Origin of the sequence: Bacteroides sp. 1001136B_160425_E2 (assembly GCF_015559655.1) — a bacterium.
Classification (GTDB): Bacteria; Bacteroidota; Bacteroidia; order Bacteroidales; family Bacteroidaceae; genus Bacteroides; species Bacteroides luhongzhouii.
Genome location: NZ_JADMQH010000005.1, coordinates 112,133 through 134,537, shown reverse-complemented (window position 1 = coordinate 134,537; position 22,405 = coordinate 112,133). Strand labels below are relative to the sequence as shown.

The following is a 22,405-nucleotide window of genomic DNA, read 5'->3' as shown; positions in this document are numbered from 1 at the left end:
AATACGATATAATCATGGATAGTACGCTTCTGCCTTTTGCCTTACTTTGTTTCACTTCATTCTTTACGTTGACCAACCCATTGGGAACGATGCCTGTCTTCCTTACCATGACCCATGGTATGACGGATAAGGAGCGTCAGTCTATCGTACGTCGCGCCACCATTGTGTCGTTTATTACATTAATGGTATTTGTCTTTGCCGGCCAGTTCCTTTTCAAGTTCTTCGGTATCTCTACCAATGGTTTCCGTATTGCCGGCGGGGTGATTATTTTCAAGATAGGCTTTGATATGCTTCAAGCCCGTTATACACCGATGAAACTGAAAGATGAAGAAATCAAAACATATGCGGATGATATCTCTATCACTCCTCTCGGCATTCCTATGTTGTGCGGTCCCGGAGCGATTGCCAATGCAATTGTCTTGATGCAGGATGCTCATTCTTATGAAATGAAAGGAATATTAATCGGTACTATTGCTTTGATTTATCTGCTGACTTTTTTTATTCTTCGTGCTTCCACGAAATTAGTAAATGTATTGGGAGAGACGGGGAATAATGTGATGATGCGTCTGATGGGATTGATTCTGATGGTGATTGCAGTGGAATGTTTCGTCAGTGGATTGAAACCGATTTTGGTGGATATTGTGAGAGAGGGAATGCTTCCTTGATGATAAAGGATAGAAGGAAGGGCTAAAGAGTCCTAAATTTAAATTTATCCCTGCTGTAAAAAATGAACTGCCCTCCAAAAGTTAGATGCAAAAACTTTTAGAGGGCAGTTCTGTTGTAGCAGAGCAAGCTTTTTAGACATTTATCATGTCTTTATGCTGTTTTAAGTGGCTATTTACCTTTGGGGTATACATAATGTGTATTTGCCCATTTGTTCCATTCATTCACTAGTTGTTTCAGAATTTTAGGATTATCTCTGGATAAATCGACACGTTCTGTACGGTCTTTCTCTAAGTTGAAAAGTTCCCATACTTTAGAATTCTGATCTTTAACAGCTTTCCAATTTTTCCACCATACTACACAGTTGTCAAAGTGTTCACCGAAAATGTATTCATGCAATTCTGTATCCGTATCGGTCAATATCGGTAGCATACTTGCACCTTCCAAAGGAATGATTTCATTTCCTCCATGATAAGTCTTCGGGTAGCTGGTTTTCGCTGCATCGATGAAAGTTGCCATGATGTCAGGCAGGAAAGCTCTGTTGTGCCTTATCTCACCATTGTATTTCGCATACTTGTCAGGCCAGGAAATAATCAACGGAGTAGAAGTTCCACCTTCGTATGCTCTTACTTTATACTTACGGTACGGTGTATTACTAACCTGTGCCCATGGCAGACCGTAGGACGGATTCACCCATTCTTTCGGGTTATTAATCATATCGATAGTTCCGAAACCTTTCTCACGATGAGGTTCGGCACATGCACCGTTATCCGACAAGAAAATAAGTAAAGTGTTGTTTAACTCTCCTTTTTCTTCCAGATAACTGATTAAGCGTCCTACATTATAATCCATGCAATGAACTTGAGCTGCATATACTGACATTCTTTTATCCAGTTCTATTTGTTCAGCTTCTGTCAATTCCGACCATTGGCGACCTTCCCATTGTGCCAATCCCCAGTTTTTGTCTACTAATCCCATTTTAACCATACGTTTGAAACGAGCCTCACGTACTTTCTGCCAGCCTTTCCGATATTTGCCAACAAACTTATCTATATCTTCTTGTTTAGCATGTAGAGGCCAGTGGGGCGCGTTGTATGCCAGATAAAGGAAGAAAGGCTTGTCGTCCTTGGGGCGTTCGTCAACAAATTTAATGGCATAGTCGGTGAATGCGTCGGTGGTGTAATAGGGTTGTTCCGGTGGAGGCAACTGTTGGTTGTCTAAGGTCAGATTACGTTCACCATGAGGTTGCAGATAACTGCAAGCTCCCGACAGAATACCGTAAAAATGATCGAAACCGCGTTGTAACGGCCATTTCTCTTGTCCGTGCATACCTACATGCCATTTCCCCGACATATAAGTATGATATCCCGCTTCTTTTAGGACCTCTGCCATAGTGACAGAATTACGGTTTAGATATCCCATATATCCGTGTACTCCGTGATCTTCGGCAGAGTGAGGATCTTCGGACATCATTCCGATACCTGCTTGTTGAGGATAGAGTCCGGTCAGCAGACTGGCACGGGAAGGACAGGAGCGCCCTGTGTTACAAAAATGGGTAAAGCGTACTCCTTTTTTTGCCAGATTATCCAGATTGGGAGTAGGTATTTCTCCTCCGTAACATCCCAAATCGGAATATCCCATGTCGTCTACCATTATTAAAACAATGTTGGGCTTTTGATCGTTTTGGGCTGCTGCGTGTAATGATAGTAGAGAGGCAGTTCCCATTAATAACATGTTCTTATTCATCATGTGATTTCGTTTTGAATTTCTATTAGATATTTATTTGACAAAGATGCTTCTAATTTATTTCTCGGAGTCATTATTTCAGCCTAAAAATTTCTGAATAAACAGCCTGATCAGCCCCAGTCGCTTTTACACCGATACGAGCGAATAACGCTTTGGCCGACTGTACGTTCTGATTGCTGCTAATATCTAATGAGATTGTTGTTGTTCCCGGATTTATATTGGATAAATTTTGCCGGCCTATATTTGTGTTTTCATCTACAAAAGAAGTTTTACTAACTAATAACATTACCTGGTTTATTTTTGCATCCTGTACTATTTGTTGGATATTGCATGTACCAGATACGATATTATTATCCAATGTAATATTTTCGTCTGATATTGTAAAATAAGGGGTGACTTTTACTTCACATTGTGTTTTTCCTTTTACTTCCACGTATATGGTATCGCGTTTATTCACCCAAGGACCATTTTTGTCTTTGGTTACCAGTTTATATGGACCATCAAAAAGTACTGCGGAGAAAGTTCCGTCCTGTGTAGCATACACGGTGATAGGATCATGGTTGGCATAACCATCTTGATATAATTGTAGCTGAATCCCCCCATTGGTTCCTTTCAAACCGAGTTGTTTTCCCTCATACGTGATTTTCCCTTCCAGAAATGATTCCGGTTCGTCGTAATTGTCTAAACCACAGCTTACAGCAAGTAGGGAAAGCGAAAGCAAAGAAAATATAGTTCCTATTTTTTTCATTGTCTTACAGTTTTATGTTTTACTGATACGGATTTTTCACTAATAACGGGTTTTTATTGAGCCAGCTGTTATCGAAGAAGTTATAATAATTCTTCATCTGGAAATAACGGGGATAAGGAACCATGTAGGCTTTCTTTTTGTCGAATACCCACATTTTGTCATTGGCACTGCCCGGATTATTGACTTGATAAGGGAACAATTCGTAGAGCTGTGCATCCGGATTTTCCGAATTACCATCCCAAATTTCGTGAGCCAGGCGCCAACGTTTCAAATCCCAGTAACGATGATCTTCCAAAGCAAATTCTACCCGGTATTCGCGAACGATATCTTTAAATGTGATTGACTCAAGTTCACTGATTCCGGCACGTATACGAACAGGATTAATGTAGTTTAACGGATCATCTTCTCCGGTCTTATTGAGTTCGTATGCTGCTTCACAAGCTATCATATATGCTTCGGAAATGCGGAAACGTGGATACCACATCGTACTCATCTTTGAATTGGTGGAAGCGCCAATTGTCTCATCCAGGAACTTGCGGAAAAAGAAGCCGGTTTTGTTGATACGGATTTCGTTTGATTCCATTGGTCCGTTAATAGAAGTAATCAAGCGATTGTTTTCATCGTAAGAATCGGCTTTACCAATGATTTCTTTCCAGTTCCCATTTCCATCGGGAATTTTCTGTCCGGCTTGTAATACCACTTCACTACCTCTGAATTTTGCTCCCGGATAAAGTACAGTTCCCCATAACCGGGCATCTTTACTGGCAAAGGCATCCTCCGGACGGCTGTACATGATGTAATTTCCGGATTCATCCTTTACTTTGATTGTGCCATCGCGGTTGTCCTTGTATTCAAATGCTTCTACCAGATTTAATACAGCGCCGGAATAACAGCGTTCTTGGTCTTCTGCTAAAGAAGCGGGAATGTTCTTTTGTGTGAATCCATGGGTAGCTCCCGGATATGCATAATCTTTAGCCCAGATGACCTCATGGTTATTCTCCTTGACGCAGACTGCATTGTAAAAATTCTGTCCTAAATCATTGGGAACCGTTACGTTCAGATTATAATATGCAGAAGCTTGGCTTATTACCTCCTTAGCTGTTTCCAATGCTGTTTCGTAATATGAGGTAGCCATTTCCGCCGGAATGCCGACTTCGTTTCCTTCTGTTCGTATCGGTGAAGCCATTTTGTTATTGTAATTGGCTAGCGAACCCGCATAAACGGCAGCGCGAGCTTTCAACATCAGAGCGGCCCAACGGGTTGCACGAGCTGCATTAGTGGTGGGCGTCGTAGGCAGATAATCTGCGATAGTTGCACATTCACTGATTATATAATCGTATACTTCCGATTCTTTAGAACGAGGAACTGCCAAACCTGAAACATCCATTCCTGCTTCATATTCGTATACATTGTCATTCACGATAGGTACGCCGCCTAAACCTCTACACATACTAAAATAAGCCCAAGCCCGTAAGAAACGGATTTCGCCTTCATATTGTAATTTCTCCGTAGATTCAAGTATGGTAGTTGCTCTTAGTCCGGCCAGAAATTGATTTAAATTACGAATGTATTTGTATGGATAAATTCGCCATTGGTTATCACTATATTCCTGCATGTTATCACGGCCACCATCGGTCACGCAGCCGTCGTCCACTTTGGTAAAGCTGGCGGGAGTGGCAAAACTTTGCCCCCAATTCTCTGTATTTCCATAAAAACCGGCTAATACGGAGTTGATCATCTTAGCATCGCTGAAGATCTGGTCATTCGTCAATATCTGATCAGGATTACGATCTAAAAAATCAGAACAAGATCCTAATATTAAAGTTAAACCCAATAACAGGTATCCTTTTATATATTTCATTGCTTTTAGAATTTAAGTGTTAAACCCAGATTAATAATTCGCATACTCGGATAAGCTGTTCCGTTACCGGCTGAAACTTCCGGATCGATAGGTACATTGGTGAGTGTGAACAGGTTTTGTCCGGCAAGATATAATCTTAAGCTGTTAATTCTGCATTTTTGCAGCCATTCCTTGGGGAATGTATATCCGAATTCCAGATTACGCAGTTTTAGATAGCGAACATTATACTTCCAGAAGGAACTTTCCCAATAATTACTATGGTTATTAGCATTGTTTCCAATTAATAATGTCGGGTATTTGCCAGGAATCAATTCACTGTTTGCATCAAAAATATCAGATAGCTTCCATGTATCTTCCATGTAGTAAGCCGGGTTGTTCCCATTATTGTTAAATGGTATTTTCTGGATTAATGTTGGATTCCAGGTAGACATTCCCGCACCGGAGAAATCCAATGCTAAATCGAAGCCTTTCCATGCGAATGCAAGATTAAAACCAAAATTCAGAACAGGAGTGGAGTCTTCTTTATAGCCGATAGGGCGTTTATCCATATCATTGATTATGCCATCACCATTTTGGTCGACATATTTGATATCGCCCGGACGTAATGTCGTATTACCCTTTTTGTCATTGTCAATTGGCCATGATGCGATTTCTTCCCAATTTTGGAACTGACCGTCCGACTCGTATGCCCAATTGATATTTCCGAAACGGTGCCATGTGGAGTTACGATATTCGTCCCATGAGTTACTGAATTTGGGATTATATTGTTCCCAGTTGTAAAAACGGGAATAGGTGAAGTTGGCACTGATAGAATAATGAAAGTCATTAACTTTGTCACTCCAGCGTGCAAGCAAATCATACCCGGTATGGACATTGGAGTTGAGATTTTCTTTGGGACGCTCAAAACCTACTTCTTCCGGTAATAATACGTCATCACGGGAAGCCGGGATGCCAGTCTTGATACGTCTGAAGAAATCGACACTTCCTGACAAACGGTTGTTTAGGAAAGCAACATCGAGACCGATATCCAGAATCTTGGCTTTAGCCCATGAGAGTGTAGTAACAGGCAGGTTACGTGGGGTAGTACCTATGATATATGAGCCGTCGATGACTCCTCCTCCCTGTTTATAATCGTAGCCTGTCATATAGTCAAAAGCATTGTAGCCGTCAACATTGTCATCTCCTACCAGTCCATAAGATCCCCGAATCTTTAAATCGCTGAAAATGGAAGCTATTTTTGATTCTTTCCAGAAATTTTCTTCTGATATTCTCCAGCCTAATGAAGCGGAAGGGAAGAAGCCCCAACGATGGTTTGGTGGGAATTTCCATGAACCGTCATAGCGTGCGGAGAAGTCTATCAAATATTTGTTGGCATAGTTATAATTGAAACGTCCCAGCCAGCCTAAACGTGCTTGTGTATTATTGCCGGTATCTTCGAATTTGTCAATTGTATCATAATAGATCAGGTGCAATGAGTTGGAGGCGGGTATCGAATGTAACCAAGATTTTGGAGCATCTCTTTTTATCGCTTCAAAACCGATGATCGCATTGATTGAATGTGCTCCGAATGCTTTTTCATAGGCTAGTTGAATATTTGAAGTCAACTCTTCAACATAGGCATTCGTTCTTTCTCTCCAGGCACTGGCTCGTCCACCTACATCTACATATTCATCTGTTGCTTCATTATACCTATAGACACGATAGGTGTATTCTTGATTGTTGAGCAATTCGCTTGCAAAATAATATCCGAACAAGGCTTTTGCTTTGAGTCCTTTAATAATTTCATACTCTGCGTTCAGGTTTAATTGGGCCATTCGCCAAGTGTCTTCAAAGGTTCCACTTTTCTCAAAATTTAATAACCCGAAATTTAATCCGTTGTCTGAACCTACTGATGCCGGGTAATTGGGATTGTCATTAGCAAACGGACGGACAGTCGGCAGATTACGGTAGGTGGCTGCTGTCGGGTTGGAGTAGTCATCAGTTCCCGGTACGCCCGGATTCCTCAACTGTTTGATACGTCCGTTCATATTCATGCCGATTTTGAATTTATCAGTAATTTGTGCTTCGACATTCATTTGTACGTTGTATCGTTTCATACCGCCATAATTTCGAATGGCGGATTCTTGATTCATGTGTCCGACACTGAAATAATAATTGATTTTGTCTGAACCTCCGGAAACATTGGCATTGACGTAATATTGCGGAGAAGTCACCCAGATGTAATCATACCAGTTAAATGGCACATAGCCTTTTTCTGTACCTTGACGCCATTTCTCCAGATCTTCTTTGCTATATAAACGGGATGTTTTTCCCTGAATAGTTTCAGACTGAATGTAATTTTCTACATACGTTACGGCATCTGCCGGTTCCGGTAAGCGTGATACATGTTGCCATCCATAATAGGTATTTAACGTCACAGTGCTCTTGGTGTTTTTCTTTCCTTTCTTGGTGGTTACAACAATGACTCCGTTTGCAGCTCGTACACCATAAATGGAAGCGGAGGCATCTTTCAGAATAGAAATGGATTCGATATCATTAAAGTCAATATTGTTAAATTGTCCTTCATCAGATTGAACGCCGTCAATTACAAATAAGGGTGTTCCCATATTACGGATTTGCAAGGTTGTGGCATTTCCCGGCCGGCTATCTGAAGATCTGTAATTCAATCCGGCAATTTTTCCAACTAATGCCCCGGAAGTGTTTACTGCTGAAGATCTGCTGATGTCATCCGCTCCCACGGAAGCAATAGCTCCTGTCAGGGTTGCTTTCTTTTGAGCAAGTCCGAAGCCTGTAACCACGACTTCATTTAATAGTTTAGCGTTTTCCGCCATTACAATTTTGATATTTGTTTTTCCGGAGACTACAGCCAGTTCTTTGGTTTCATAACCGATGTAGGAGATTTGCAGTTGTGATTGTACCGGAACTTTTTCTAAAGAGAAATTACCGTTGATATCAGTTATTACTCCGTTTGTGGTTCCTTTGACTAAAACATTCGCACCGATTATGGGATTGTCTGTCGTATCTACCACACGTCCTGTTATGTTTTGTAATTTGACCTGTTGTGAAGGCAGATTGTCAGATAATACAATCTGATAATTAGGCTTAATCAGATAACTGAATGGAGCCTGCGAAGAAAGGTCTTTCAAGACCTTGTCTATACTGCTATTCTGTGCTTCGAGAGAGACTGACTTATTGAGATTAGTCAAGTCTTCATTGTAGAAGAAACGATATTCACTTACTTTTTCTATCTGTTTTATCACTTTCTTCAGAGGTTTGTCTTTCATGGTGAGAGTGATCTGTCCCATCACACTTAGACTACTTGACAAAAATATAATAATATATAATATTCGAGAAAAGAGATGCTTGATGTTACTCATTTTATAGAAAATTAATCATTAAAACAATAAAAAAGATGTAACTTTACAAGCTGAAAATCGGGTATATATACCCTCTGACACTGCCTTCCGCCAGTTGTCAGTATCAGAGTGAGTTTTCAAAGTCCGATTTAAGCTTAAAGGAGATAGTCCTGACCCGTCAGGCTATCTTTTTTTGTATTCTATTTTTTCTATTTCATACGCATTGAATTTTAAAGGTTAATAATTAGAAAGATATTGGGTTACCTATTGTCTAGTATTATTGTATCTCCGCGAGTCTCGTAAGTGATGGGAGAAGTAAGGCTAATCAGTTCGATCACATTATCAAGACTGTTGTTGCAGATTACTCCGGAGAAACGGTGTTTTTTGATACGTTCGGATTTAAATACTATTTGGACATTATACATTCTGTTAAGTAGTATGGCAATTTCTTCCAGCGTTTCTCCATTAAAGACAAGATCATTGTTTCGCCACATTTTTGCATACGATGAATTATCCAGTTTATGCATTATTAGCTTGCCTGAACTCCGTTCAAATGTAGCGTTTTCGTCAGGGGAAAGAATAATGTTATCTTTATCGGAAGAAACACGGACTGAACCGGAAAAAAGTGTCGCGACGATTCGTGAGTCTTCTTTATAAGCTTTTACATTAAAAGTAGTTCCCAAAGCTTCTACGTTCATTCCTTCTGTTTCTACAATAAACGGTTTTTCTTTATCTTTAGCTACCTCGAAATATGCTTCACCTGTCAATGATACAATTCGTCGGGTTGTTCCATAATTTGCATTATAATGAAGTTGGGTATATGAATTCAGCCAGACGACTGTCCCATCCGGCAAAGTAATATTTGCCCGTTGTCCTTTTCCTGTTTGAACAAGATAGTTTTTGTCTGTTGTAGAGGGTACTGTGAGAGAAACTGTATATAAATGTCCTCCTATTCCTGCTCCTATAATCAAAAGAATGATTGCTGCATATTGGAATAAACGCTTGATTCGCATCATTCGTTTCTGCTTTCGTCTATTCAATTCTAGTGTAGCATTGCGCATTTGACTTTTTACCTGTTCGAACATTCGTCCCTGTACTTCAGCAACAAGTTCGTTATCGGAGTTTTGCCAAGTTTTCTGGTAATAAATGGAGAGTTGCTCTTCAGCTTCCGGACTGTGAAGCCAATCAGACAGTATTTGTTCTTCATCCGGAGATGTTTCTCCCCGCATAAAACATTCTAATAGCGATATGTTAGTTTTCTTATCCATGGGCTTTTATTATGTATATCTCCATGGAACCAAGAACCCTTACAGGGATACAAAGATTTTATCTTATATTTAACACTATTTAAAACTAGAAGAAAGGAAGAATAGAGCCAAGGTTATCATTTCATTGGTTAATTTGGAACGTAAGAAATGAAGAGCACGATATAATTGTGTTTCAACTGTCTTTTCAGACAAAGATAGTTGGGCGGCTATTTCTTTATTTGTCAGATGTTGTTTCCTGCTCATGAGGTAGATTTTCTTCCGGGAGGAAGGCAATAGTTCCACCAGTTCGTCTATATATTCTTTAAGTGACTCGGTATCAACGTCTATTTCAAAATGCTTGTCGGCGTCAGTTTGTTTGATTGAATCTAGAAAGCGCTCCGAGAGTAGGCGTTTCTCTGTTTCTTTATATACCATGTTGCGCGCTATTGTGAAAAGATACGCTTCGAAACCTTCTTCCGGTTTGATATCCTGATGTCTTTCCCAAATCTTCAGAAATACATTTTGAGTTAAATCTTCCGCTAATGTTTTATCGTATATAAGTGAATGAATAAAATGGAATACACGTGAATTGTATTTCCAGAAAATAGCATCGAAGGCTTTTTCATCACCTTTTTGTAAAAGTGATAAAGTATGTGTGTCTATTTTCTCTAAAAAATAATCCATATATTTTCGTACTTTCAGTCCTTCTCTGAGGAAGTTTAAAGAGTTGCAATTCAATAACCGTACTGTTTATAGACGGAAACAAATACTCTTTTATATTATTAGGGTATTTAAATAAAGTTGTAAATAAATGACAAATATAAGGAACATTTTTTATTCTAAATTACTTTTATAAAAAAAATATATTGGTCGGTGGGATGAACAAAAACGTATACTTTATGAAATTGCATGAAATAAGGAAGAAAAGGATGGGGGATTAGAAGGGCAAAGGTCTTTGTGGCTATTTTGACAGAAATGAAATGAGACTAAATTTCAAGGCTTGCCCTTAAAGAATTTAGTCTCATTTTTACCTTTATAAATCTGTATTATATCCTAGAATTAGGATGTATCGCATCTACTCTTTTTGTTTTATTAAAAAGTAAATTATTTATGGATTCTGGTCAGTGGCAATATTTAAGCTTTCATTACCGTCGAACTCTGTCATTGGAATCATCATTGTCATTTCCCAGTCTTCCGGATCAATATAACGCCTGTAGTCCAATAGACGTGCTCCTTCTCCCCATAATTCGATACGACGTTGAAGTAAAATTTCATCAAGTAAAGTTGTTGATGTCATATTTTCTTCTGTCAATGTGATGTCATTGCTTTCTTGCAGGCCATCTACTTTGTTTTCATATTCGGAAGGATCTTCATATTTATAGCTAATTACTTCTTTAAGCAGAGATTTAGCTTTAGAAAAATGTCCGGTTCCCTGTCTGCATTCAGCTTCGGCTGCAATCAAATACATTTCTGCCATTCTCATGTAAATATAATCGCTATTCCATGTCCCTATAGATTTTACTCTGAATTTTAGTTGGTTATAGCTAACTTCTTCTGGAGTCAGACTTGTATTCTCGTCTTCTTCGTCAGGTGTCATTCCAGTAGGTGCAGTAAACCACTTTTTACGGGTGTCGTTGTCATCTATAGCATCATACAACACTGATGAGGTTATTTTGCGGCATGTCGCTGCGTGACCTCCTGCGGCTGCATCCATGTGATTGAAGAATGAATACCAACCGGTAGCTTGAGATTCAAAAATTTCTGACCCCCACATCCATTCTTTATTGGTAATGCTGTTAAAGCCATTTAATAAATCATCATTTCCCATAAGTCCTAGTCCGTCCTTCTTCATTGCTTCTTGTGCAGCTGATGAAGCGGCAGCCCAATCTTCTTGAATAAGAGCTACACGAGCTTTTATTCCGTAAGCTACATATTTATCAATATGTGATTTGTGACTTTGAGTTAATCCGGCTTCTTCAAACAACTGAATTGCGTCTTTCAAATCGTCGTTTATTCTTTTATACACTTGCTCTACAGTGCCACGACCATTGCCTTTAGTCTCAATACTTGTTGGCTCTGTATAGATAGGGACTCCTGGTGATGATTCATGCCCTTTATAAGTTAATTGGTATAAAGAAACTAAATTAAAATATGCATAAGCTCGTAAGGATAATGCCTGTGCTTTTAAATTCTTCTGTTTTTTAACTTCTGAGGTTTCTATCTGGTCAAGACTGGCTATCATCACATTTGCATTATTTACAAACTGATAGAACATGTTCCACCATACATAAGGACGGTCTGATTTGTTGTTGATTTCCGTGCGTGTCCATCTTAAGAAATCGTAAGCAAACCAATAATTACCGAATTCACGGAGTTGCATATCATCACCTACCATTAGCTCTCCTGCGAGAGCAACAGAAGAAGGTCCGAAATTTTCGGTTGGATATCCTTCCGACCAGTCTGTTTTGTAGAAACTACGGTATACACCATTTAAAATAGCTTCCACACCTCCAATATCACTTAGTAGTTGTTCTTGGGGGAGTTTATCTGTGGGTTCTGTGTCGAGGTTGCATGAGGTAAATCCCATTGCTAATATTCCTGCGCACAAAAATTTATATATATGTTTTTTCATTTTCAGCTAATTTTTATTCGTGATTAAAATTTCAAATCGAATCCAAAAGTAATGTTACGTACTGGAGTGTAAGTATAGTCTTGTGAACCGGTGAAGTTATACTGCGGATCCATTCCCTTCAATGCGGATACCAAGAATAAATTGTCTCCTGTTGCGAAAATACGGATATTGCTTATACCTGCTTTTTGCAACCATTTCTTCGGTAAGTTATAGCCTAATGTTATGTTTTTGAGTGATAAATAAGATGCATCTATAAGGAAACGATCGCTTATCTGATCATTAGCAAGTAATACCATTCGAGGTACGTCGGTGATATCCCCTGGTGCTTTCCAGGCATTGAGCATATCTTTATGGAAATTTTGTCCGACATTACGAGTACTCATTAGATTAGCATATTTGCTATCGTAGACTTTTCCACCAACGGAGAACGTAAACAAGAATGAAAGATCGAAATTCTTGTAAGTGAAATTATTGTTCCAGCTGCCATAAAAATCAGGAATACGGCTTCCGCATAATTGACGATCTGTTGAATTCGCTTTATTATAATTACTGTCTTTTACCCAATTTCCCTGATCATCTTTTATCCAATATAGCATACTGCCGGTTTCTGGATCAACTCCGGCTGATTTGGCCATATAGAAAGAACGGATTGGTTCACCTACTTTCAGAATAGTTGCGCCTAACACAATTTGTTCTGTACCTGATGTTAATTCGGTTATTTTATTCTTAAATGAACTGAGCATAATACCCATTGTCCATGAAAAGTCTCTTTTATTAAATATATCTCCGGAGATACTAAGGTCAATACCTTTGTTTTCCATCGCTCCTACATTGTCATAATAACCGTTTACTCCTGTAGACGTGGCCTTCGGTTTCATTAAAAGCAAATCTGATGTCTTCTTTATATAATATTCCAAAGAAACGCGTAAACGGGAGTCTAATAATGTACCTTCTATGCCAATATTCAAGTTTTTATTTTTTTCCCATTTCAATGATTTATTTTCAAGAGAATAGAGCAACGCACCGGACATACTGGCATTTGCATAGTCCATATCATACAAGCTTTGCCAGCCATAATAAGTTTCATATCCGTCTTTGTCTATAATTGCGTCATTTCCTTGTACACCATAGCTTGCTTTTAACGTTAAACTATTTAACCATGATTTAGCCCCGGACATAAATGCTTCTTCTGAAATGCGCCAAGCACCGCCTAATGACCAGAATGATCCCCATCTGTTATCTTTATGAAAACGTGAAGAACCATCTGTACGGTAGCTTCCTGATAAATAGTAACGGTCGGAGAATGAGTAATTTATACGTCCGAATACTGACTCTATTTTATATATATCTTTATATGAGGTACCACCTATGATTTGAGCACCGTTGGCCAGTTCCTGTAAGCCATTGAATGGAAAACCTTGTCGTTCAGCACTCAATAATAGGTTCTCATAGGAATAAAATTCATGTCCTACCAAAACGTCAAGCGAGTGCTTGTCGAATGTTTTGTTATAATTTAATAGTTGATTAAACGTATAACTAAGCATTCTCGTCGCGGATCTGTAGGAGTCACCACCCACACCGGCAGCATCTCCCTCATCCGGATTATAATAATTTAATGTATTTCGGTTACGGTAATCAATACCTATATTACTAGTCAAGGTGAAATCTTTAAAGAAACCCAGTTCATCGTAATCCTTGCCTGACAATGTAACATAAGCTCTTGAGCTTAAGTTATCAGATTTACGCTCGCGTTTGTCTTGATAAAGGGCGGCAATCCAGTTCATGTTACTGAATGAAGGACGATTTACGCCATAATCATATTCTTTTTCTCCATCAACAAGCAGATTGCTGCCATCCGCATTTTTCTTATATACAGGATAAATGGGAGCAATCATTTCTGAAGAATACCAGATATTATAAAAAGCAGATCCGCCATCTTCATAAGTGTAATCTTGTGTTGTGGTTGAGAAAGAAGCGGAGAGGCCGGATTTCAACCATTTCTTTATTTGTGAATCAATATTCATTCTACCGGAGAAACGTTCGAATCCTGTATTTACAGCTAATCCGTCTTCATTCAAATAGCCCAAAGAAAAGTTATAATTTGTATTGCTATTACCTCCTGATACTGAAAATTGATACTCTTGTCTCAAAGGGCTGTCTTTGGTTGCTTCATCCATCCAATCATCTTGATAAAGCAATTGAGCATTTGAATTAAGCCTTCCTGTTGCCGGGTCGATCAGCTGGTCATTTGATACATTAAATGGATTATATCCTCCTAATGTAGGAATCAAGTCTCCTGCTGCTATTTCTCTAGCATCACTATCGGTTTCTCCGTCATCTAAAAGGTAGTTCTTATATCCTTCGAAAGTAGCTTCCATAAATTCTTTAGCGTTGACTGTATTGTAACGCGGGAATGCTCTGGAAGTAACTCCCCATGATGCTTTTAAATTTACAGACGGTTTGCCTTCTTTTCCTTTTTTGGTAGTAATCATGATAACTCCATTTGCGCCACGTGCACCATAGAGAGCAGCGGATGAGGCATCTTTTAGTACAGACATCGATTCTATGTCTGCAGGGTTGATGGAACTTAAATCACCATCAAAAGGAATACCATCAAGAACGTACAACGGGTTATTACTTGCATTTATCGAACCGAATCCGCGGATGACAACTTTTGACGCCTCACCGGGCTGTCCGCCTCCGGAAGTCATTTGGATACCGGGAGCTGTACCTTCTAGTGCTTTGCTTAAGTTGGCCACAGTACGTTTTTCTATTTGATCAGATTTTACCATGTCGGCAGAACCGGTAAAGGATTGCTTTTTAGCTGTACCATAAGCTACTACCATAACTTCTTCAAGCTGTTGTGCATCGGCTTTTAGTATTACTTTCAATTTGGGTTTGATAGCTACTTCTTGAGTTTGCATTCCAATATATGAAATTTGCAAAGTCTTTGCAGAACTAAATACAACTATAATATCTTGATTACTAATAATATACACGATGTTTATTTTCCTTCGGCAATAAATCTTTCGTTGTCGTTATTATGCAGATTATCAATATGTTAAATACCTACCAAACGTATTAATTTGCAGATTTATGATACCAGATTTCTATCAAAAATAGGACATAACCATCTATTAATTAATTATTTAAATTCTTATCTTATGTGATATAAGCTAAAACTTATTTCCATCTTAACTGTTGAAGATGGGTTTCTTGTTCTAAATTATATCCAATAATTATTGACTATAATAATATATTCATTAGCAAATGATAATCTAAGAAAAAGAAAAACTCCAGATGAAAAAATGCATATTTTATTACTGTATATTTTAAAATATGCAGGGGTGGATTCAAATATTCTCCAAAATCGCAGAGGATATGATTGATGAATATTCATATTGGATGGTTATATGCTCTTTCTGTATCAAAGAGATTGTGTAATTACATCTAATTATGTAAAAAGAAGTATTTATCATTTATTTGACGCTAAAATGAAAGAACCCAAAATGCCGGATTCTAATAGCTATTAGAGGCTATCAGGGTTATAAATTAGCTTTTAATCCTTTCCTTTTAAAGAAAGCAAGGGCTTCTCTACGACCAATGACCCGTTCCTTTTAAAGGAACACTTTATTCCTTTAAATGGGACGAGTGATAATATTCGTAATAACGATGTGTATTTAGGTCATGTATATGCGTTTTTGAAACTGATATTGCATATTCTTTCATTTAATTATACACTTTTCTTTCTATTAGAGAAAATTAGACCCTCCATTTCTAAAACTAAATCTTAAAAACAGAACACTTTCATCTAGCTTTTGTACCTATTATTATTTTTTGATGAGGCCGTTTTCTCAAGATCACGTACCACTGTTATATCCATTATATTTGCATATACCTGTGTAGTCTTCACACTTTTGTGTCCTAATAGCTTTTGTACCGTAGTAATATTGGCACCACTATATAATAATAAGGTGGCATTTGTATGGCGGGCGGTGTGGAATGACACACGTTTATCAATTTTCGCCAAGCCTGCTAATAAATTCAATTCTTTGTTGATATTCGAATTGTCTTTCAACTTAAAGAAGCTGTCAAGATCATCTTTATAGCGTTGCAATATCTCGATTCCTTTGCCTTCAAATAATAAATATAAAGGAAGACGTACCTCAATACCAGTTTTAACAGACTTGTATATAATCCAGGTTTCCTGATGGAATTCAACAATATTTGCGGAGGTCAGACTGGTGAAATCAGAATATCGTAACCCTGCGTAGCAACAAAATAAAAAAGCATCTTTTGTTTTTTGTAGCCTCGTATATCTTCCTGTTAGCTGTAAATTTTCAAAGCGATATAATTCTTCCGGAGCCAGGTGCGTATGACTTCCCTCTATACTTTTAATTTTATACTTTCTAAAAGCATACTTTTGTATATCCATATATTCCTTATTTATAGCAACGTTAATATATCGTTTTAGATGCTTCATGTGCTTGGCAATAGTATTAAGGTGATAGCCTTTAGACTGCAGGTGATTATCAAATTCGGACACAAATTCAAATGTCAAATCGGTGAATAATATCTCTTTCTTAAATCCCTGAAGTAATTCAAGGGTGGAAAGATGATTTTGTCTGGTACTCTCTTTTAAAAGAGAATTAGCTACTTCTTCTTTGAAGAAAGTTAAGAATGACCTCCCGTTACTCAGAGGTTTATCAATCGAATTCTTTAATAAATCTAGCGATATAGGCTTTCCTTGTTGCCATAATCCAAGTTCTGTATGCTCAATAGCAGCTATATTTTCATACAACATACGATTCAAAACATTGGCGTTAGGATGATTCTTCACCATCTTTCGTTTGGTATCCCACTGATCGGGTTTGAGATATATTTTGGTGGAGAAATACATTTTTTTCCTGTTCAAGTAGGCCTCTACTTGTACTAACGCCATTCCTTTTTTATTCAATCTCTTTTTTCTGTTAAACACAAGGTTGTAACTGATCTTTTCCATACTTTCATTTTTTAATTAATAATAGAACAAATTAGATGTAATTCTGTGCTATATTAGAGGCGAATAAGCATTAATATCTCTAAAAAAATAAATCTTCAAATAACATAGTATTCACAAAACTTTAAATTAAATGCCACTTTTTTATTCGTTCTTCTACGAAAAAAGCAAAAAGAATAGCTTTTAAAAGTGTTTTATGACTAAAAACGAGCAAAAGAAATATTAAAGGATACATTTTGCTCATACAAAGTGTTACTATTCATTTTATCGATCAACGCTTTTAATAAGAAAAAATATGCTTATCGGCACAAATACAGTATATAAAATAACAAAATGTTATATTTGCAACCTTTTTTTATTAATATAATTGTTAGTTTCAGATTTATTGATATATTTGCAAATTGTTAGAGTAAAGATACAAATAATGTAAAGTTAAACTTTAAGAGAGAATTTATGAAAAGAAAATTGATGCTGTTATTGGCATGCCTTTTTGTGGGCATAGGTCTGGTAACTGCCCAAACTCAAAAAATCACAGGCGTTGTGATTTCTGAGGAAGACGGGCAGCCGGTTGTTGGCGCTTCTGTGTTGGTAAAAGGTACCACTCAAGGTACAATCACAGATGTAGATGGTAATTTTAATTTGTCGAATGTACCAAGTTCTGCAAAGACTTTGCAAATCTCGTACATTGGTATGCAGACACAGGAAGTGGCGATAAGGCCTAATTTGCGAGTGGTTCTTAAATCAGATGCACAGCTAATAGACGAGGTTGTTGTAACTGGATATGGAGTAACTAAAAAAGCTGCATTTACGGGGTCGGCTCAAACGGTGGACAACAAAGACTTGATGAAAAAAACAGATGCAAATTTTATGAAGTCTTTGGAAGGGTCAGTCGCTGGTTTACAGGTAAATAGCATGACTGGACAACCTGGCGCATACGCTTCTACTACTATTCGTGGAGTCGGTTCAATGAATTCCGGTACCGAACCTTTGTATGTCATCGATGGTATTGCCATTTATACAGACAAAATGGGGGCTTATAACAAGGCCGGAACAGGGGATATGGCGGCAAGTCCGATGGCTAATATCAATCCTAACGACATTGAGTCTATCACAGTTTTAAAGGATGCTACAGCTACAGCTATTTATGGAGCTCGTGCAGCGAATGGAGTAATTGTAGTTACTACTAAAAAAGGTAATCTTGGAAAAGCGCGTTTTAATGTGAATGCAAAGGTCGGAACCAGTTTTATTGGTAAGATAAATCATAATTATCGTACGACAGATCTGGATAAGTACAAAGAGATTTGGACTGAGGGACTGACGAATGCCGGATATGACGGAGAAGAGGGTATGACCTCCGCTGAATGGTTGAATGCTTATGTGATGAATGGGTTTGGTGTGGATTTGACGCAAAACATCAAGAGCGTAGATTGGCTGAAAGAAATTCTACAAAACGGTTTTTCACAAGAGTATGATATCAGTGCTCAAGGTGGTAATGAAAACTTGCGCTATTACATTAGTGGAGGATATTTTCAGAATACCGGTATTGTTATCGGAACTGGAATGAAACGTTATAGCGGACGTATCAGTCTGGATGGAAAAAGCGGGCGGATAGGATATGGGCTTTCTGTAAATGGAGCACTTTCTGATATCAACAATACTATGACTGAAAGTCAATATACTAATCCTATTGTAGCAATATACGACATTCGTCCTTTTGAACAAGTACGTAATGAAGACGGAACATATAATACAAACGTATATTATAACCCTGTAGCCATTAACGATAAGGAAAAAGGTGATAAACGTAATCAAAAGCAGATTACATTGGTTGTGAATCCATATTTCACTTATAATATTATTGATGGTTTAACATGGAAGACAAATGCTGGTTTGAGCTTGATTGATTTGGACGAGTTTTTTTACAGTTCAATTTATAATCCTCAATATTCCGGTAGTGGTATGCTTGGTCAAAGAAACCAGGAACGGGCAACAACCTTAACCATTACCAATACCGTAAATTTCAACCGTACTTTCAAAGACATGCATCATTTGAATGTATTGTTGGGACAAGAAGCACAGAAAATATCTTATAGAACTATCTATGCAGCTGCCAGTGGATATCCTAGTGATGCTGTTTTTGAACTGGACAATGCTTCCAAACCAACAGGAGCAGGGTCTTCAACCAAAGCGAGTACTCTTTCTTCGTTCTTTATGAATGCTGAATACAACCTAAATGACAAATATTACCTGTCAGGCAGTTTTCGTTATGATGGCTCATCAAGATTTGGTGTAAATAATAAATGGGCTCCATTCTGGTCTATCGGAGCAAAATACCGTATTTCTAACGAAAGCTTTATGGAAAGTACTAAAAGTTGGTTGACAGATTTGACTATCCGAGGTAGCTATGGAACTGTAGGTAATCAGGATATTGGTTATTATGCAGCAATGGGACTATATAATTATGGATATTCTTATAATGGTAAACCTGGAGCTATTCCCTATCAAATAGCCAATCCGGATCTAAAATGGGAAACAGTTGCCAAAGCCGATATCGGTATTCATGCCGTTTTCTTCGAAAGACTGACACTTGAGGTAGACTACTATAATCAACGGACAAAAGATATGATATTTGATGTACCTCTTTCTTATACAACCGGATTTGGCTCTATCTTGAAAAATGTAGGTGAGATGGAAAACAAAGGTATAGAGTTCTTGATAAACGCTAATGTGCTTAGGGCTAAAGATTTTAGTTGGGATGTTCGTTTTACTGGTACGGCAAATAAAAACAAAATTATAAAACTTGCTACAGAAAAACCAATTGAGAATACTCTAACCATAAGAAAAGTTGGTGAAGCGTACAATACGTTCTATATGCCGGAATATGCAGGAGTAGATCCTGAAACCGGAGAACCAATGTGGTATAAAGGACAAGAAGGAGAAGAGAAAACGAAAAATGTAAATGAAGCCGGTCAGCGAATTGTGGGTTCTGCCGATCCTAAATTTTATGGTGGCTTTGGAATGAATTTCAAATACAAAGGGTTTGATTTCTCTTTTGATACTAGTTTCACGTTGGGAAATAAAGTCTATAATTCCGGATTTGCATTTGATATGCAGGTTGGACATTATTTCTTAGGCCCAGTATCTAACTATGTTTATGACAATCGATGGCAAAAGCCGGGAGATATAACCGACGTACCGAAATTTGTAGCTGGAGACGGCTCGGGAGCAGAGACCTATTCCAGTCGTTTCTTGATGAATGGTTCTTATTTAAGAATGAAGTCCATGGTTTTAGGGTATACTCTTCCGAAGAACCTTATGAATAAAGTGGCTATTGACAATTTAAGAGTTTATATCTCAGCTGACAATTTGTTCACTATCACAGCTAAAGATTTTATAGGGTTTGATCCGCAAACTAGATCTACTGGTATGCAGTCTTGGGCATATCCTGTGCCTAGAAATATCATGTTCGGTCTTAATCTTAGCTTCTAAAACAATAACTTTAGAAATTTATGACAATGAAGAAAATATTATTTGTTTTATTAACCGGTTGGATGGCAATTTCATTCACCGCATGTGATGACTTTTTAACTGAAACACCGTCAACTTCTGTTCCGACAGAAGAAGCTTTGGTTAGTACTCAAGATTTTCAGAATGCTTTAAATGGTGTATATTATACATTAGGTACATCTCGTTTTTTGGGACGTGACGTATTAGCAATTGGAGATGCGCCAACGGATATCACTTCACATTCCGTTGCAACGTCTCATTTCTATGATATCTTCCGCTATCAGATACAGGATACGAATTCATACATAGAAGAAATATGGGCATACGGATATTGGGCTATCGACCGTTGTGCGCGTATCATTAAAGAAGGTGCTTCATTTAAAGAAGTAGCTAAGGGGGATTTGGCAGAAGTGGAAGGATGCATCGCTCAAGCCTATGCAATTAAGGCCCTTTGCTCTTTCTATTTGACTAATATGTTTGCTTTACCATATTCGGAAGCCAATAAGACGACATTAGGTATCGTAAATGTTATTGAACCTGTTCCTGCCTATTCACAGGTGTCAAGAGTCAGTGTTGAACAAAATTATGATCTGATTCTTGATGATATATCGAAGGCGAAAGAATATTATGCTAAAGAAGGTGTTGAAAATGTAGGTAAACAGTATATGAATACGGCTGCGGTTGCTGCACTTGAAGCTCGTGTAAAACTCTATATGAAAAATTACGAAGGGGCTATAACCGCTGCTCAAGAGGCAATAAACCTAAGTGGTGGTACAATTGTATCAACTAAAGAAGGTTATAAGAATATGTATACAACATTGGCTGTTTCAACAGAGGACATTTTCTTTATAGCAAAAGCTGAAGATGATTATCTGTCCGCCAATGCGCTGAATACCTTATGGAATAAATATGGTTTGTCTATAAATAGCACAACAATAGCAGAATATTCACCTAATGATATTCGCCTGGCACTTCTCGGAGGTACATGGACAGGAGGAAAAATGCGTGGTATTACCACTAATAATCAGATTTCTAATTTGCCGGTTTTCAGACTGCCTGAAATGTATTTAATACAGGCAGAAGCGTATGCGAAACAATCAACTCCTGATTATGGTAAAGCTAAAGAAAAACTGTTGGAAGTAGCGGCAAAAAGAAACCCGGATTTGGATGATAGTGAAATTGCAGAGGATCAGACGATTATTGATGTGATTGACAAAGAAAGAAAATTAGAACTGGTTCAAGAAGGACATCGCTTCTTTGATGCAAGAAGATTAGGCAAAATTATTAGTGTGGCAGATGGAGCGTATACTAATTTCAACATTGCCAAATTTGTGTACCCAATACCTTCTTTTGAAGTTAATTCAGGTTTTGGAGTTATACAAACAGAGGGATGGAGTGATAATCTACCTCAATAATATTTTTTAATTGTCTTCAATATAAAGATAAGTCTTAAATAAAAAGATGAGACCTGCAGATTTAGAGTTAATCGAATTTGCGGGTTTCTTATTTATAAATACGTATACGAGTATGAAAATTGCGATGTCATGTCGTAAGTCTGTTGTTTGCGGTGTAATAGCGACTATGATATAGCGGCTGCAATAGGAATAATATAGGATATTTTGAATTCCAGATGATACGAAAAAGAG

General features: G+C 37.9%; 12 protein-coding genes. 3 read left to right on the top strand and 9 right to left on the bottom strand.

Annotation, left to right across the window (positions count from 1 at the left end; genetic code table 11):
• The first annotated feature begins 14 nt into the window (after positions 1-14).
• Positions 15-665 (top strand): MarC family protein, encoded by a 651-nt coding sequence (locus I2I04_RS06585; RefSeq protein ID WP_004309116.1) that lies wholly within the window; start codon positions 15-17, stop codon positions 663-665.
• 169 nt (positions 666-834) lie between these two features.
• On the opposite strand, the gene I2I04_RS06580 is transcribed toward I2I04_RS06585, so the two are convergent.
• From I2I04_RS06580 to I2I04_RS06540, 9 genes are all read right to left on the bottom strand, one after another.
• The gene (locus I2I04_RS06580) at positions 835-2,409 is read right to left on the bottom strand and encodes an arylsulfatase (RefSeq protein ID WP_410489765.1); all 1,575 of its coding nucleotides are present in this window, start codon (positions 2,407-2,409) and stop codon (positions 835-837) included.
• A 73-nt stretch (positions 2,410-2,482) separates the two neighbouring features.
• Complete coding sequence (locus tag I2I04_RS06575; RefSeq protein ID WP_195654622.1) at positions 2,483-3,157, bottom strand: DUF3823 domain-containing protein; 675 nt, start codon at positions 3,155-3,157, stop codon at positions 2,483-2,485.
• 19 nt (positions 3,158-3,176) lie between these two features.
• Positions 3,177-5,018 carry a RagB/SusD family nutrient uptake outer membrane protein gene (locus tag I2I04_RS06570; protein ID WP_195654621.1) on the bottom strand — a complete coding sequence of 614 codons (1,842 nt, stop codon included), beginning with the start codon at positions 5,016-5,018 and terminating at the stop codon, positions 3,177-3,179.
• 5 nt (positions 5,019-5,023) lie between these two features.
• Entirely contained in the window at positions 5,024-8,395 is a 3,372-nt protein-coding gene (locus I2I04_RS06565) for a TonB-dependent receptor (protein WP_195654620.1), read from the bottom strand.
• Positions 8,396-8,634: 239 nt separating this feature from the next.
• On the bottom strand, positions 8,635-9,642 hold the full coding sequence (locus I2I04_RS06560) for a FecR family protein (RefSeq protein WP_195472338.1): 1,008 nt from the start codon (positions 9,640-9,642) through the stop codon (positions 8,635-8,637).
• Between the two features lie 75 nt (positions 9,643-9,717).
• A complete protein-coding gene (locus I2I04_RS06555; protein WP_195654619.1) occupies positions 9,718-10,305 on the bottom strand; it encodes an RNA polymerase sigma-70 factor in 588 nt (195 codons plus the stop codon).
• A 424-nt stretch (positions 10,306-10,729) separates the two neighbouring features.
• Positions 10,730-12,208, bottom strand: a complete 1,479-nt coding sequence (locus tag I2I04_RS06550; protein ID WP_195654618.1) for a RagB/SusD family nutrient uptake outer membrane protein — start codon at positions 12,206-12,208, stop codon at positions 10,730-10,732.
• Between the two features lie 68 nt (positions 12,209-12,276).
• Positions 12,277-15,177 carry a SusC/RagA family TonB-linked outer membrane protein gene (locus tag I2I04_RS06545; RefSeq protein ID WP_229126936.1) on the bottom strand — a complete coding sequence of 967 codons (2,901 nt, stop codon included), beginning with the start codon at positions 15,175-15,177 and terminating at the stop codon, positions 12,277-12,279.
• A gap of 887 nt (positions 15,178-16,064) precedes the next feature.
• The gene (locus I2I04_RS06540) at positions 16,065-17,255 is read right to left on the bottom strand and encodes a site-specific integrase (RefSeq protein WP_195654616.1); all 1,191 of its coding nucleotides are present in this window, start codon (positions 17,253-17,255) and stop codon (positions 16,065-16,067) included.
• 450 nt (positions 17,256-17,705) lie between these two features.
• Here I2I04_RS06540 and I2I04_RS06535 point away from each other — a divergent pair, with 450 nt between their 5' ends.
• Both I2I04_RS06535 and I2I04_RS06530 read left to right on the top strand, forming a co-directional pair.
• Complete coding sequence (locus tag I2I04_RS06535; RefSeq protein WP_195654615.1) at positions 17,706-20,741, top strand: SusC/RagA family TonB-linked outer membrane protein; 3,036 nt, start codon at positions 17,706-17,708, stop codon at positions 20,739-20,741.
• A gap of 20 nt (positions 20,742-20,761) precedes the next feature.
• A complete protein-coding gene (locus tag I2I04_RS06530; protein ID WP_195654614.1) occupies positions 20,762-22,174 on the top strand; it encodes a RagB/SusD family nutrient uptake outer membrane protein in 1,413 nt (470 codons plus the stop codon).
• Positions 22,175-22,405: the final 231 nt, after the last annotated feature.

What these genes read in the sequence shown, in the direction of transcription:
- I2I04_RS06585 (WP_004309116.1), top strand. Translation starts at nt 15, where the DNA reads ATGGATAGTACGCTTCTGCCTTTTGCCTTACTTTGTTTCACTTCATTC.
- I2I04_RS06580 (WP_410489765.1), bottom strand. Translation starts at nt 2,409, where the DNA reads ATGAATAAGAACATGTTATTAATGGGAACTGCCTCTCTACTATCATTA.
- I2I04_RS06575 (WP_195654622.1), bottom strand. Translation starts at nt 3,157, where the DNA reads ATGAAAAAAATAGGAACTATATTTTCTTTGCTTTCGCTTTCCCTACTT.
- I2I04_RS06570 (WP_195654621.1), bottom strand. Translation starts at nt 5,018, where the DNA reads ATGAAATATATAAAAGGATACCTGTTATTGGGTTTAACTTTAATATTA.
- I2I04_RS06565 (WP_195654620.1), bottom strand. Translation starts at nt 8,395, where the DNA reads ATGAGTAACATCAAGCATCTCTTTTCTCGAATATTATATATTATTATA.
- I2I04_RS06560 (WP_195472338.1), bottom strand. Translation starts at nt 9,642, where the DNA reads ATGGATAAGAAAACTAACATATCGCTATTAGAATGTTTTATGCGGGGA.
- I2I04_RS06555 (WP_195654619.1), bottom strand. Translation starts at nt 10,305, where the DNA reads ATGGATTATTTTTTAGAGAAAATAGACACACATACTTTATCACTTTTA.
- I2I04_RS06550 (WP_195654618.1), bottom strand. Translation starts at nt 12,208, where the DNA reads ATGGGATTTACCTCATGCAACCTCGACACAGAACCCACAGATAAACTC.
- I2I04_RS06545 (WP_229126936.1), bottom strand. Translation starts at nt 15,177, where the DNA reads ATGCAAACTCAAGAAGTAGCTATCAAACCCAAATTGAAAGTAATACTA.
- I2I04_RS06540 (WP_195654616.1), bottom strand. Translation starts at nt 17,255, where the DNA reads ATGGAAAAGATCAGTTACAACCTTGTGTTTAACAGAAAAAAGAGATTG.
- I2I04_RS06535 (WP_195654615.1), top strand. Translation starts at nt 17,706, where the DNA reads ATGAAAAGAAAATTGATGCTGTTATTGGCATGCCTTTTTGTGGGCATA.
- I2I04_RS06530 (WP_195654614.1), top strand. Translation starts at nt 20,762, where the DNA reads ATGACAATGAAGAAAATATTATTTGTTTTATTAACCGGTTGGATGGCA.